At 73.9% G+C, this 13,891-nt stretch carries 11 protein-coding genes and 1 pseudogene; 9 read left to right on the top strand and 3 right to left on the bottom strand.

What is annotated here, in order from left to right:
• Positions 1-124 precede the first annotated feature (124 nt).
• From Saso_RS07120 to mug, 5 genes are all read left to right on the top strand, one after another.
• Positions 125-1,465: a hemolysin family protein gene (locus Saso_RS07120; protein WP_189927432.1), complete on the top strand. Its 1,341-nt coding sequence runs from the start codon at positions 125-127 to the stop codon at positions 1,463-1,465.
• Entirely contained in the window at positions 1,462-2,499 is a 1,038-nt protein-coding gene (locus Saso_RS07115) for a hemolysin family protein (RefSeq protein WP_189927431.1), read from the top strand. The genes Saso_RS07120 and Saso_RS07115 overlap by 4 nt, the downstream gene beginning before the upstream one ends.
• 161 nt (positions 2,500-2,660) lie before the next feature.
• Positions 2,661-3,455, top strand: coding sequence for an SGNH/GDSL hydrolase family protein (locus Saso_RS07110; RefSeq protein WP_189927430.1), 795 nt, complete (start codon positions 2,661-2,663; stop codon positions 3,453-3,455).
• A gap of 157 nt (positions 3,456-3,612) precedes the next feature.
• Positions 3,613-5,055, top strand: a complete 1,443-nt coding sequence (purB, locus tag Saso_RS07105; protein ID WP_189927429.1) for an adenylosuccinate lyase — start codon at positions 3,613-3,615, stop codon at positions 5,053-5,055.
• The gene (gene mug / locus Saso_RS07100; RefSeq protein WP_189927505.1) at positions 5,052-5,597 is read left to right on the top strand and encodes a G/U mismatch-specific DNA glycosylase; all 546 of its coding nucleotides are present in this window, start codon (positions 5,052-5,054) and stop codon (positions 5,595-5,597) included. Before purB ends, mug begins: the two co-directional genes overlap by 4 nt.
• Before the next feature lie 53 nt (positions 5,598-5,650).
• On the opposite strand, the gene Saso_RS07095 is transcribed toward mug, so the two are convergent.
• Positions 5,651-6,106: a hypothetical protein gene (locus Saso_RS07095; RefSeq protein ID WP_189927428.1), complete on the bottom strand. Its 456-nt coding sequence runs from the start codon at positions 6,104-6,106 to the stop codon at positions 5,651-5,653.
• Between the two features lie 198 nt (positions 6,107-6,304).
• Here Saso_RS07095 and Saso_RS07090 point away from each other — a divergent pair, with 198 nt between their 5' ends.
• Positions 6,305-7,462 (top strand): ROK family transcriptional regulator, encoded by a 1,158-nt coding sequence (locus Saso_RS07090; RefSeq protein WP_189927427.1) that lies wholly within the window; start codon positions 6,305-6,307, stop codon positions 7,460-7,462.
• Between the two features lie 120 nt (positions 7,463-7,582).
• On the opposite strand, the gene Saso_RS07085 is transcribed toward Saso_RS07090, so the two are convergent.
• Complete coding sequence (locus Saso_RS07085) at positions 7,583-8,344, bottom strand: GntR family transcriptional regulator (protein WP_189927426.1); 762 nt, start codon at positions 8,342-8,344, stop codon at positions 7,583-7,585.
• A gap of 382 nt (positions 8,345-8,726) precedes the next feature.
• Here Saso_RS07085 and Saso_RS07080 point away from each other — a divergent pair, with 382 nt between their 5' ends.
• Positions 8,727-9,560, top strand: a complete 834-nt coding sequence (locus Saso_RS07080) for an alpha/beta fold hydrolase (protein WP_189927425.1) — start codon at positions 8,727-8,729, stop codon at positions 9,558-9,560.
• A 477-nt stretch (positions 9,561-10,037) separates the two neighbouring features.
• Here Saso_RS07080 and Saso_RS39225 read toward each other — a convergent pair.
• Positions 10,038-10,442 (bottom strand): annotated as a pseudogene (locus Saso_RS39225) (EamA family transporter); the annotation flags it as partial.
• Between the two features lie 347 nt (positions 10,443-10,789).
• Here Saso_RS39225 and pdxR point away from each other — a divergent pair.
• Both pdxR and Saso_RS07065 read left to right on the top strand, forming a co-directional pair.
• Positions 10,790-12,166: a MocR-like pyridoxine biosynthesis transcription factor PdxR gene (gene pdxR / locus Saso_RS07070; RefSeq protein ID WP_307822202.1), complete on the top strand. Its 1,377-nt coding sequence runs from the start codon at positions 10,790-10,792 to the stop codon at positions 12,164-12,166.
• A gap of 128 nt (positions 12,167-12,294) precedes the next feature.
• Complete coding sequence (locus Saso_RS07065) at positions 12,295-13,881, top strand: alkaline phosphatase D family protein (protein ID WP_189927424.1); 1,587 nt, start codon at positions 12,295-12,297, stop codon at positions 13,879-13,881.
• Positions 13,882-13,891 lie beyond the last annotated feature (10 nt).

The raw sequence follows: 13,891 nt of genomic DNA, 5'->3' as shown, positions 1-13,891 counted from the left end.
TCCCCCGATGACTTGACGAAAGGTGTGAGCGTCCGCCCATGGGCGAGCCTCCCAGTACCCCCACCACCACGCGACACCGCGCGCCCGGCACCACCCTGTCCGACCATGGGACGGAGGTGAACCGATGACCGAAATCCTGCTGCTCCTGGTGGCGATCCTGCTGTCGCTCGCGTGCGGCGCCTTCGTCGCCGCGGAGTTCTCGCTCACCACGGTCGAGCGCAGCGAACTGGAACGGGCGGTGGAGCGCGGCGAGCGCGGCGCCTCCGGAGCCCTCAAGGCGGTGAAGAACCTCACCTTCCAGCTCTCCGGCGCCCAACTCGGCATCACCGTCACCAACCTGGTGGTCGGCATGCTCTCCGAGCCGTCGATCGCCAAGCTGATCTCCGGGCCGCTGGAGTCGCTCGGCCTGTCGAGCTCCACCGCGAGTTCGGTGGCGCTGGTGCTCGGTACGGCCCTGTCGACCGTGTTCCTGATGGTCGTCGGCGAACTCGTGCCCAAGAACTGGGCGATCTCCTCCCCGCTGACGGTCGCCAAGCGCGTGGGCAACGCCCAGCGCTGGTTCAGCGCCGCCTTCCGCCCCTTCATCACCCACCTCAACAACACGGCGAACCGCATCGTGCGCCGGTTCGGGGTGGAGCCCACCGAGGAACTGGCCGCCGCCCGCGGCCCCCAGGAGCTGGCGGCCCTCGCCCGGCACTCCGCCAAGGAGGGCGCCCTGGAGGCGGACACCGCGGAGCTCTTCGTGCGCACGCTGAACCTGGCCGACCTCACGGCGGAGAACGTGATGACCCCGCGCGTGCAGGTCATCGCCCTCGAGGCGAGCGCGACCTGCGAGGACGTGGCGAACGCGACCCGGGCGACGGGCCTGTCCCGGTTCCCGGTGTACCGCGGCAGCCTCGACTCGGTCGTCGGCACCGCGCACATCAAGGACGTCCTGGCCGTCCCTGCGGAGCGCCGCCCGCGCGTGCCCGTCGCCGAGCTGATGCGCGAGCCGCTGCTCGTGCCCGAGTCGCTGACCGTGGACCGCCTGCTGGACCGGCTGTCCGGCAAGCGGACGATGGCCGTCGTCATCGACGAGTACGGCGGCACCGCGGGCGTGGCCACCCTGGAGGACATCGTCGAGGAGGTCGTCGGGGAGGTCCGCGACGAGCACGACCCGCACGAGACGTCCGACCTGGCCGCCGCCGGCACCGACGACGACGGCCGCACCCTCTACTCGGCCGACGGCGCGGCCCGCACCGACCAGCTCGCGCGCGTGGGGCTGCACACCCCCGAGGGACCGTACGAGACGCTCGCCGGCCTGGTCGCCAGCGAGCTGGGCCGGATACCGGCGGTCGGCGACACCGTGGAGGTGGCCGGCTGGCGCATGGACGTCGTGGACGCCTCGGGCCGCCGGGCCGCGCGGGTGCTGCTGCACGCGCCGCTCGCCCCGGCCGAGGGCTCGGAACAGGAGGCCGGAAAGTGACCGCCATCCAGTTGCTCGTCGCACTGGCGACCCTGGTCGTGAACGCGTTCTTCGTCGGCGCCGAGTTCGCGCTGATCTCCGTACGGCGCTCCCAGATCGAGCAGTACCTCGAGGACGGCAACGGCGCGAAGGGAGCGCAGGGCGACCGGCGCGCCCGCAGCGTGCTGTGGGGCCTGCGGCACGTGTCCGCGTTGATGGCGGCGGCGCAGCTGGGCATCACGCTGTGCACGCTGATCCTCGGTGTGGTCGCCGAGCCCGCCATCGCCCACCTGCTGGAACCCGTGTTCCACGCGGTCGGCGTGCCCGAGGGCGCGGGGCACCTGGTGTCCTTCGTGATCGCGCTGGTGGTGGCGACGTACCTGCACATGCTCCTCGGCGAGATGGTGCCCAAGAACGTCGCGCTCGCCGAGCCGGTGCGCAGCGCGCTGCTGCTCGGCCCGCCGCTGGTGACGCTGGCCCGGGCGCTGCGTCCGGTGATCTTCGCGATCAACGCGTTCGCGAACGGGCTGCTGAAGCTGCTGCGGATCGAGACCAAGGACGAGGTCGCCGCGGCCTTCTCGGACGCCCAGCTGGCCCAGATCGTCAAGGACGCGGGTGAGGCGGGTCTGATCGACGACCGCGCCCTGGAACGCCTGCACGACGCCCTGGAACTGGGCCGCCGGCCGGTGCGGGACGTCGTCCTGCCGCTGGAGCGGGTCGTCTACGCGCGCGTGGGCGTCACGCCGGAGGAGCTGGAGCGGCTGGCGGCCGAATCCGGGTTCTCCCGGTTCCCGGTGGTCGACGAGGGCCGCCGGATCGTCGGCTACCTGCACGTCAAGGACGCGCTGGACGCGTCGCCGCGCGAGCGGCCGTTCCGCTCGGCGGACATGCGGCCCATCGCGCGCGTGCGGGAGGCGACCCCGCTGGACGACGTCCTCACCGCGATGCGCGGCAGCCGTACGCACCTGGCGGCCGTGCTCGGCTCCGACGGGCGGCTGTCCGGTCTGGTGACCATGGAGGACGTGCTCCAGGAGCTGTTCGGGCAGCGGGCGTGAGCGGTAGGTGAGAGGCCGTGACCGCGGGCCCGGTCCACGGGGCGGCGACGCCGCCACCGGACCGGGCCCGCGGTCACGCGGGGCTCGGTGGCCGAAGGGGGCCCGGTGGCCGAAGGGGACCGACCACTAAGTATGGGACTCGGGCTACCATCTATGTCGCCATGCAGACGAACCCCACACACACCAGCCTGGTCGCTCTCGGCGACTCCTTCACCGAGGGCATGTCGGACCTGCTGCCCGACGGCTCCTACCGGGGCTGGGCGGACCTCCTCGCCGCGCGGATGGCCGCCCGCACCCCCGGCTTCCGGTACGCCAACCTGGCGGTGCGCGGCAAGCTGATCGGGCAGATCGTCGAGGAACAGGTGCCGGTGGCCGCCGCGATGGGCGCCGACGTGATCACCCTGGTCGGCGGCCTCAACGACACCCTGCGTCCCAAGTGCGACATGGGCCGGGTCAAAGGCCTGCTGACGGAGGCCGTGGAGCGCCTGACCCCGGCCTGCAAGGAGCTGGTGCTGATGCGCAGCCCGGGCCGGCAGGGGCCGGTCCTCGAGCGGTTCCGCCCCCGCATGGAGGAGCTGTTCACCCACGTCGAGGAGCTGGCCGCACGGCACGGCGCGCTCGTGGTGGACCTGTACGGCGCCCCGTCGCTCGCCGACCCGCGCATGTGGGACGTCGACCGGCTGCACCTGACGGCGGAGGGCCACCGCCGGGTCGCGGAGGCCGTCTGGCAGACCCTCGGGCACGACGCCGAGGACACCGAGTGGCACACGCCGATGCCGGCGACGCTGCCGCCCGGCTGGGGCGCGCGGCGCGTGGCGGACGCCCGGTTCGCCCGGCAGTACCTCCTGCCCTGGATAGGCCGGCGGCTGACCGGCCGCTCCTCCGGCGACGGTCTGCCGCCGAAGCGGCCCGATCTGCTGCCGTACGAGGAACGGGCGCAGGAGGAACGGGCCTAGGAGGCGGAGCCTGCGGCACGGCACGGACGGCGACGCGGGCCGGGCGGAGATCCCGTCCCCGCCCGCCCGGGGACGTCCGGAGTGACGCCGCTCTCGTAGGATCGGCCGAACGGAGCGGTGCGCCGACCTGCACGAATCGCCAGTAGAATCCGTCCACGTGACTTCTGCTCCCGCCAAGCCCCGTATCCCCAACGTCCTCGCCGGCCGCTATGCCTCCGCCGAGCTCGCCACGCTCTGGTCGCCCGAGCAGAAGGTGAAGCTGGAGCGTCAGCTCTGGCTCGCCGTGCTGCGGGCCCAGAAGGACCTCGGGATCGAGGTGCCGGACGCGGCGATCGCCGACTACGAGCGTGTCCTGGACACCGTCGACCTGGCCTCCATCGCCGAGCGCGAGAAGGTCACCCGGCACGACGTGAAGGCCCGCATCGAGGAGTTCAACGACCTCGCCGGCCATGAGCAGGTCCACAAGGGCATGACGTCCCGCGACCTGACGGAGAACGTCGAGCAGCTCCAGATCCGGCTCTCGCTGGAGCTCGTCCGCGACCGCACGGTGGCCGTCCTGGCGCGTCTGGGCAAGCTGGCCGGCGAGTACGGCGAGCTGGTCGTCGCCGGACGCTCGCACAACGTGGCCGCGCAGGCCACCACCCTGGGCAAGCGGTTCGCGACCGCGGCCGACGAGCTGCTCGTCGCGTACGGCCGTGTGGAGGAACTGCTCGCGCGGTACCCGCTGCGGGGCATCAAGGGCCCGGTCGGCACCGCGCAGGACATGCTGGACCTGCTCGGCGGCGACGCGGCCAAGCTGGCCGAACTGGAGGACCGGATCGCCGGTCACCTGGGCTTCGCGCAGGCCTTCACCTCCGTCGGCCAGGTGTACCCCCGTTCGCTGGACTACGAGGTCGTCACCGCGCTGGTGCAGCTCGCCGCGGCCCCCTCCTCGCTGGCCAAGACGATCCGGCTGATGGCCGGGCACGAGCTGGTCACCGAGGGCTTCAAGCCGGGCCAGGTCGGTTCCTCGGCGATGCCGCACAAGATGAACACCCGCTCCTGCGAGCGCGTCAACGGCCTGATGGTGATCCTGCGGGGCTACGCGTCGATGACGGGTGAGCTGGCGGGCGACCAGTGGAACGAGGGCGACGTGTCCTGCTCGGTGGTCCGCCGGGTCGCGCTGCCGGACGCGTTCTTCGCGCTGGACGGCCTGCTGGAGACCTTCCTGACGGTCCTCGACGAGTTCGGCGCCTTCCCGGCGGTCGTCGCCCGTGAGCTGGACCGCTACCTGCCGTTCCTCGCCACCACCAAGGTGCTGATGGGCGCGGTGCGCGCGGGCGTGGGCCGTGAGCTCGCGCACGAGGCGATCAAGGAGAACGCCGTCGCCTCGGCCCTCGCGATGCGCGAGCAGGGCGCCGAGCGCAACGAGCTGCTGGACAAACTGGCCGCGGACGGCCGGCTGCCGCTGGACCGCGCGCAGCTGGACGCGCTGATGGCCGACAAGCTGTCGTTCACGGGCGCCGCGGCGGCCCAGGTGGCGACGGTCGTCGGCCGGATCGAGGAGATCGTGAAGCAGCGCCCGGAGGCGGCCGGTTACACCCCCGGAGCGATCCTCTGACCCGCTTCACCCCGGCGGAACTGGAGGCCGCCCGCGACCGGCTCGTACCCGACGTCGTCGCGGGCGGCCTGCGTGTGCTGTTCTGCGGTATCAACCCGGGCCTGATGACGGCGGCGACCGGCCACCACTTCGCCCGCCCCGGCAACCGCTTCTGGCCGGTGCTGCACCTGTCGGGCTTCACACCGAGGCTGATGAAACCGTCCGAGCAGCGGGAGTTGCTGTCCTACGGGCTCGGCATCACCAACGTGGTGGCGCGGGCGACGGCACGGGCGGACGAGCTGTCGGCGCAGGAGTACCGGGACGGGGGGCGGCTGCTCGCGGAGAAGGTGACCCGGCTCGGGCCCCGCTGGCTGGCCGTCGTCGGCGTGACGGCGTACCGGGCGGCCTTCGACGACCGCAAGGCCGTGGTGGGCCCGCAGGAGCGGCTGATCGGGGACACCCGCGTGTGGGTGCTGCCCAACCCCAGCGGCCTGAACGCGCACTGGACGGCGGCGACGATGGCCGAGGAGTTCGCCCGGTTGCGGACGGCGGCCGAGGACTGACGTCCGGTGGTCCGGCACCCGGTGCCGGTGTCGGGTGGTCCGGTGTCCGGCCGTCAGGGCGGGTCGGTGTCGGTGACGACGAGCAGGAGCCGGACCTCGTCGCACGGATCGCGATCGGCCACGCCCAGCGCCACCCATCGGCCGTACTCCCCCGCCGGGTCCGTCCCCGGCGCTCGGTCGGCCGGTGGCTCTTGGCCGGCCGGTGGCCCTTGGTCGGCGGGCTGCGGCGCTCGATCCGTCCGCCAGAGGTAGACGTCGTCGGCGCGCAGGCTCAGTCCGGCCCAGGGCTCGGGTATCTCCTCGGTCGCCGTCCGCAGCCGGACCGTCTGGAGGCCCCAGTGGTACGGCGCCCCCCACCGATGCGTGAGGCTCGCGGCCAGCTCCTCCCTCCGTTCGTGGAACCGCTCCACCTCGGCGAGACGCACCGCGGCGTCCGCGGTCCTCAGGCCGTGACTGGTCACCAAGGCCGCCGTACGGTGACCGGGCCCGAGGTACCTGTCGATGTCCATGAGTTCCAGTAAACCCGCCGGCACTGACAATTGGCGGGCCGTCACCTCGGTGTGCGACCCCGGCGCGGCCCTCCGCCCGGACCCCTCCCGCAGGTGTGCGCGCGGCACCGGAGGTCTCGGTACGGAATCCATGCTCGCCGGGGTCCGCCGCGCCGAGTACGATCCGCCCAATACGCGCACGAGCTGGAAGGACGTACGTTGGGGCAGCTGACGGGCGGGGATCCCTCGCTGCTGCGAAGGATCAATTCCGCGGTGGTGCTGCACGCGTTGCGTGCCGCGGACTGCGCGACGCTGACGGAGATCACCCGCGTCACCGGTCTGTCCCGGCCCACCGTCGAGGGGGTCGTGGAGGACCTCATCGGCGCGGGACTCGTCGTGGAGAAGGCGGCCGACGAGGGGGTCGCGCGGCGGCAGGGGCGGCCCGCGCGGCGTTTCCGGTTCCGGGCGGAGGCCGGGCACCTGCTGGGCCTGGAGATCGGCTCGCACCGGGTGGCCGCGCTGCTGTCCGACCTGGACGGCCGGATCCTGGGGGCGCAGGCCAAGGAGGTCGACGAGTCGGCCCCCGCGGACGAGCGGCTGGACCGGCTGCGGACGGCGGTCGCCGAGCTGCTGCGCCGGGCCGGTGTGCCGCGCAGCTCGCTGCGGGCCGTGGGTGTCGCGACGCCGGGGATCGTGGAGGCGGACGGAACGGTCCGGCTGGGCACCGCCCTGCCCGAGTGGACGGGGCTGCGGCTGGGCGAGCGCCTGAGCCGTTCCTTCAAGTGCCCGGTGCTGGTGGAGAACGACGCCAACACGGCGGCCGTGGCCGAGCACTGGAAGGGCGCGGCGACCGAGTCCGACGACGTCGTCTTCGTGCTGGCCGGCCTGAGTCCGGGGGCCGGCTCGCTGATCGGCGGGCGGCTGCACCGGGGATACGGCGGGGCGGCCGGGGAGATCGGCGCGCTGCACCTGCTGGGCCGGGAGGTGACGCCGGAGACGCTGCTCTCGGTGACCGACGAGCCGCTGCACCCACTGGACGAGCAGGCGGTCGCGAGGGTGTTCGCCCAGGCCCGCGAGGGGGACGAGGAGGCCCGGGCAGCCGTGGACCGCTTCATCCAGCGGCTCGTGCACGACGTGGCCGCGCTGGTCCTGGCGCTCGATCCCGAACTGGTCGTGATCGGCGGCTGGGCGGCGGGGCTGGACGGCGTGCTGGAGCCGCTGCGGCAGGAGTTGGCGCGCTACTGCCTGCGCCCGCCGAAGGTGGCGCTGTCGATGCTGGGTGAGGCGGCGGTGGCCACGGGGGCGCTGCGGCTCGCCCTCGACCACGTCGAGGAGGAGCTGTTCGCGGTGGAGGGGACGGTGACGGCGCGGCGGTGACCGGCCGTGGCACGCGCCGCGCCCCGGTGGGATTCCGGGGCGCGGTCGGGCCGTCCGTGCGGCGGCGGGGTGCGGGCCGTGCGGGAGCCCGCCGTGTCCGGCCGGGGCGGCCGGGGTGTCTCAGGAGGCCTGTTGCTGCGGGCCGTGGTGTATCTCCACGCCGCCGGAGGCGGTGAAGGTCAGCCGGCAGGTGTCCGCGCGGTAGGTCGCGACGGAGAGCGCCGCCGTGCGCCCCTCGGCGAAGAAGCGGGTGGTGACGACGAGGACGGGCGCGCCGGGGAGCCGGTCCAGTTCCCTGGCGTCGTCCGCGCGGGCCGAACCCAGCTCCACGGCGCTGTCCTGGCCCTGGAGTTCGAGGCGCTGGAGCTCGCGCAGCACCGCACGTGCGCGTGCCGCCTCGGAGGGGGCGTCGATCGCCGAGAGGTCGGGCACCGACGTCGAGGGGATGTAGAGCAGTTCGGCGGCGACGGGCTGGCCGTGCGAGACCCGTGAGCGCCGCACGATGTGCACGGCCTGGTCGCGCGCGCTCTCCAGTGCGGTGGCCACGGCCGCGGGTGGCGCCGCGAGCGCGCAGTCGACGGGCTGCCAGGCGTCGTCGCCCGTGCTGGGCCAGACCTGCCGTCCGGTTCCGACCGCGACCCCCATGCGCGGCGGTGCGACGGTGGTGCCGACCCCGCGGCGGCGCTGGAGGCGGCCCTCCAGTTCGAGTTGCTCGAGCGCCTGGCGGAGCGTGGCGCGGGCGACGCCGAAGCGGGCCGCCAGGTCACGTTCGTTGGGCAGGATCTCACCGACGGTGAACTCCGAGTCGAGTGCCTCGCTGAGCACGGTCTTGAGGTGCCAGTACTTCGGTTCCGGTACCGATTCCAGTTGCGTGGTCCCCACCCTGTCCTCCGCAATCACCGTGGTCCGGCGGCGTTTTTTCGCGCCCTTGTTTATTAAAGGTTGTTGTACTTCTCTGCGACCATAGGACGGCCCCCACCCTTGGTCAAGACCAATCCCCCAGACCGATCCTCGATCCTGCGGGGGCCCGGCGGCCCGCGGGCACGCAAGCGTTCACGGGGCGTTCGCACGGGCGCGTTCTCGTGACACTCCGGCAAACTCGCCGTCGCAACGCCGGAGTTCGGCCGGGGCGACGGAGGAGTTCGGCCGTCGTGACGGCGAAGTTCGGCACCACCCTCGGGGCTACCGGTCGGTAGCTTTTGCTGACAAGCTGTCTACGGCGTCCGCCGGCCGGCCCACGGCCCGTCCAGTCGAGGAGCTCCCCATGTCCGACACCGTCTCCTTCACGGTCCCCTCCCCCGGAGGGCCGCTGCCCGTCACCGTCTCCTACGCACGCGTGGGCAGGGGCGAGCCGCTGCTCCTGCTGCACGGCATCGGACACCACCGGCAGGCCTGGGACCCGGTGGTGGACATCCTCGCCACCGAGCGCGAGGTCATCGCCGTGGACCTGCCCGGCTTCGGCGTGTCACCGCCGCTGCCGGACGGGCTGGCCTACGACCTGCCCACCACGACCGCCGTGTTCGGCGCCTTCTGCGAGGCGCTGGGACTCGACCGGCCGCACGTCGCGGGCAACTCCCTCGGCGGTCTGATCGCCCTGGAACTCGGGCGCGAGAAGCTCGTACGGTCCGTCACCGCACTGTCCCCCGCGGGGTTCTGGTCGCAGGCCGAGCGGCGCTACGCCTTCGGCGTCCTGGTCACCATGCGCCAAATCGCCCGCCGTCTGCCCCTGCCGCTCGTCCGGCGGCTCGCGGGGACCGCGGCCGGCCGCACGGCTCTCACCAGCACCATCTACGCCCGTCCGGCCCGGCGTTCACCCGAGGCCGTGGTCGCCGAGACGCTGGCCCTGGCCGGTGCCACCGGATTCGACCAGACCCTCCTGGCCGGCATCACCGTGCAATTCACCGACGACCTCCCCGGTGTCCCGGTGACGGTCGGCTGGGGCACCCGCGACCTGCTGCTCGTACGCCGCCAGGGCGTCCGCGCCAAGCGGATCATCCCCGGCGCGCGCCTCGTGCGGCTGCCCGGCTGCGGCCACGTCCCGATGAGCGACGATCCCGCGCTCGTCGCGCGCGTGCTGCTCGACGGCAGCAGCCGCTGACCCTGCGGCGACACGCCCCGGCGCCCCCGCCCCCAGGACGACCCCGGCCCCGACCAGGGCGCTGCCGACGGCCTGGGCGGGGCCGTAGTACCCCGTGCCCACCAGGGGCGCGGTGGCCGCCGCCGCGACCGGGATGAGCCCGGAGAAGAGCGTGGCGCGCTCCGCGCCGATGCGCTGCATGCCCATGTACCACCACACGAAGCCGACGACGGTGACGAAGGCCGACTGCCACAGCAGCGCGGCGGCCTCCGTGCCGTCCGGCCGCCGCAGCCACGCACCGCCGTCCAGGAGCACCCCGGCCACGGTGGCCTCGGCCGCGGCGATCCCGCACACCGTCGCGGCCAGCAACCGTGGCCCCAGCAGCCGCAGGACGGGCACCGCCAGCACCGCGAAGCCGACCTCCCCCGCCAGCGCGCAGACCGAGAAGGCCAGTCCCGCGCCGTCCGTGCGGCCCCACCCCTGCACCGTCAGCGCGCCGAGGGCGACCAGCGACGCCCCGGCGAGGACCGGCCGGCGGGGCCGCCGCCCGTCGAGGAACGGGACGACGACCGCCACGACGACCGGCGCGCAGCCCACCAGGACGCCGGGCACGGCGGGTTCCGCCGACCGCTCGGCGGCCAGCACCGCCACGTTGAAGCCGACCGTGCCGACCGCCGCGAGCACCGCCAGACGCAGCCACGGGCCGGGGCCGAGCGCCCGCAGCCGGGCCGGTGCGCCCGCGCCCGCCATCGGCACGAGCAGCAGACAGGCGAGGCCGTAGCGCAGCGCCTGACCGCCCGCGTAGGGGTAGGCGCCGAGGACGCTGTTGGCGGTGAACGAGCCTCCGACGAGGAGGCAGGCGAGCGCGGCGAGCAGGGACCCGCGCCGGGTGTCGGCATTCATGCAGGCGACGCTAGGAAGACCGGCGGCCCCGGTTAAGGTCCACTTCCATGACGCCATCGGGGACCAATCCCGCCCCGCCGCACGGCCCTCCGCCCACCCCGACGTACGGTGCTCCGTCCGGCCTGCCACCCGGTACGGCGTCCGACCCTGCGCCCGGCACTCTGCCCGACGCGCCACCCGATGCCCCGCCCGGCGCTCCGTCCGGACCTGCGCCCGGTACTCCGCCCGCCCCGGCGTACGGTGCTGCGTCCGGTACTCCGCCCGAGCCGCCGTCCGGCCCGGCGCCCGCCCCGCCGCACGGCCCTTCGGGCGGCTCCGAGGGCGGGTCCGTGGCCTGGGAGGTGTTGTTGCCGGCCGCTTCGGCTCCGGCACGCGCGCGAGGGCGCGCCCTCCAGGCCGCTCTGCGCGACGCGGTCCGGTCGGGGCGCCTCGCCCCGGGCACCCGGCTGCCGTCCAGCCGGGATCTCGCGTCCGACCTCGGGGTCTCCCGCGGCCTGGTCACGGAGGCGTACGAGCAGCTCACGGCCGAGGGGTATCTGCGCAGCGGCCGGGGCGCGGGGACCTGGGTGAGCGGCGCGGTGCGGGCCGCGAGGCCACACGCGCGTGACCTCGCCCCGCACGCCCCCGGCCTACGGGCCGACTTCGTGCCCGGCACCCCGGACCTGTCGTTGTTCCCCCGCACCGCCTGGGCCGCCGCACAGCGGGCCGTGCTCACCGACCTGCCCCACGAGGACCTCGGCTACCCCGACCCGCGCGGGCTGCCCCGGCTGCGTACCGCGCTCGCCGGTCTCCTCGCCCGGCGCCGGGGCGTGGTCGCGGACCCGGAACGGATCGTCGTCGTCTCCGGGGTGGCCCAGGCGACGGCGCTGCTCGCCCTGGCGCTGCACGCGCGCGGGGCGCGGGCCGTCGGCGTCGAGGACCCGGGGAGCCCGCGGCACACCGCCCTGTACGCGGCGGCCGGTGTCACCGTCGTACCGCTGCCGCTCGACGACGAGGGACTGGCCGTGCAGCCGCTGCGGTCGTCGGGTGTCCGGGCGGTGGTGACGACTCCGGCGCACCAGTTCCCCACCGGCATCGCCTACTCCGCGCGGCGGCGCGCCGAACTGCTGGACTGGGCACGGTCCGAGGACGGCTTCGTCGTCGAGGACGACTACGACGGCGACTTCCGCTACGACCGGGCTCCCGTGGGCGCGCTCCAGGGCCTGGACCCGGAGCGGGTGGCGTACACCGGATCGGTCAGCAAGTCGCTCGCGCCGGGACTGCGGCTCGGCTGGCTGCTCGTCCCCGGAGCACTGGCCGAGGAGGTCGTCGAGCGCAAGCGGACGACGGACCTCGGCCACCCGGCCCTCGACCAGGCGCTGTTCGCCCGGTTCGTGGAACGCGGCGACTACGACCGTCAGCTGCGCCGCTGCCAGCGGGCCTACCGCGAGCGCCGGGACACGCTCGTGGACGCCCTGCGGGAGCACTTCCCCGGGGCCCAGGTGTCGGGGATCGCGGCGGGACTGCACGTCATCGCCGAACTCCCCGCCCGGTACGGGCCGCAGGAACGGTTCCTGGAAAGGACGTCGGCGGCCGGGATCGAGGTGCGGGCCCTGGCGCAGTACGCACACGCGCGTGACGAGCGCGACCCGGGTCCGCGTCTCGTCCTCGGCTACGCGCACGTGCCGCCCGCGCGCATCCGGGACGGCGTACGCCTGATGGCGCAGGCCCTCGCCGACGGGTGAGCCCGGCGGGCGCGGCGGATCCCGCGGATGCGCGGCCGGTTGTTCACTTGCGGTTTGCGTGTGCGCAGCGCCGTACCAGTAGTTGTGGCGGTGCACACCGGCCGGTTCCCGCCCCAGGAGGCCCCTCCATGTCACCCAGTCCGTTCCCCGGGCGCCGCGGCGTCCTGCGCGGCTCGCTCGCCGCTTCCGCGGCCCTGACCCTGCCCTCCGCCGTCGGCGCGGCCCCCGCCCTCGCGCTCTCCGGGCGGCCCGGAGCGGGGTGGGGTGTCCAGACGGGGGACGTGACCTCCGACTCCGGTCTGGTGTGGGTGCGCAGCGACCGCCCGGCGCGGATGGTCGTCGAGACCGCGGCGACCGAGTCCTTCCGCGGTGCCCGCCGCCGGCACGGCCCGCTGCTCGGCGCCGGTACCGACTTCACCGGCACGACCCGGCTGCACGGTCTGCCGGCCGGCGAGCAGATCCATTACCGCGTGCTGCTCGCCGATCCGGACGACCCGCGCCGCACCGGCGAACCGGTGACGGGCACCTTCCGGACCGCACCCCTCGGGCGACGCAGCGGCGTGCGCTTCCTGTGGTCCGGCGACCTCGCCGGGCAGGGCTGGGGCATCAACCCGGAACGGGGCGGTTACCGCATCTACGACGCGATGGCCGCGCTCGATCCCGACTTCTTCCTGTGCAGCGGTGACAACATCTACGCCGACGGTCCGATCACCGCGACCCAGGCGCTGCCCGACGGCACCCTGTGGCGCAACGTCGTGACCGAGGAGAAGTCCAAGGTCGCCGAGACCCTCGCGGAGTTCCGCGGCAACTTCCGCTACAACCTGCTCGACGAGAACCTGCGGCGCTTCAACGCGCGTGTGCCCTCGATCATCCAGTGGGACGACCACGAGGTCCGCAACAACTGGTATCCCGGCGAGGTGATCGCCGACTCCGACACCCGGTACACGGTGAAGAGCGTCGACGTGCTCGCGGGGCGTGCCCGGCGGGCGTTCAGCGAGTACTTCCCCGTCTCGACCCTGCGTCCGGGCGCCCGGGAGGGCCGGGTCCACCGGGTCGTGCGCCACGGTCCGCTGCTCGACGTGTTCGTGCTGGACATGCGGACCTACCGCAACGCCAACTCGCCCGACGACCAGCGGACGGACCCGCAGGGCATCCTGGGCGCCGAGCAGTTGGAATGGCTGAAGCGGGAGCTGTCCCGCTCGCGCGCGGTGTGGAAGGTGATCGCCGCCGACATGCCCCTCGGGCTGGTCGTGCCGGACGCCACCGAGGGCAGGGCGAACATCGAGGCCGTGGCGCAGGGCGACCCGGGCGCGCCGCTGGGCCGTGAGCTCCAGATCGCCGAGCTGCTGCGCTTCGTCAAGCACCGGCGGATCACCGGCACGGTGTGGCTGACGGCCGACGTGCACCACACCTCGGCGCAGCACTACCAGCCGTCGCGCGCCGCGTTCAAGGACTTCGAGCCGTTCTGGGAGTTCGTCTCCGGTCCGCTCAACGCGGGCGCCTTCCCGGCGAGCGCGCTGGACGGCACCTTCGGGCCGGAGCGGGTCTTCGTGAAGGCGCCGACCGCGTCCAACGTGTCACCGGCCGGCGGCTACCAGTTCTTCGGCGAGGTCGACATCGACGGCGCGAGCGGGGAGCTGACGGTGCGTCTGCGCGAGCAGGACGGGACCGTGCTGTTCACACAGGTGCTCCAGCCGGGACGCGTCGGGCAGTAGGACGGCGTCC

This window comes from Streptomyces asoensis (genome assembly GCF_016860545.1).
Lineage (GTDB): Bacteria > Actinomycetota > Actinomycetes > Streptomycetales > Streptomycetaceae > Streptomyces > Streptomyces asoensis.
This window is presented reverse-complemented; position numbering and strand designations above follow the sequence as displayed.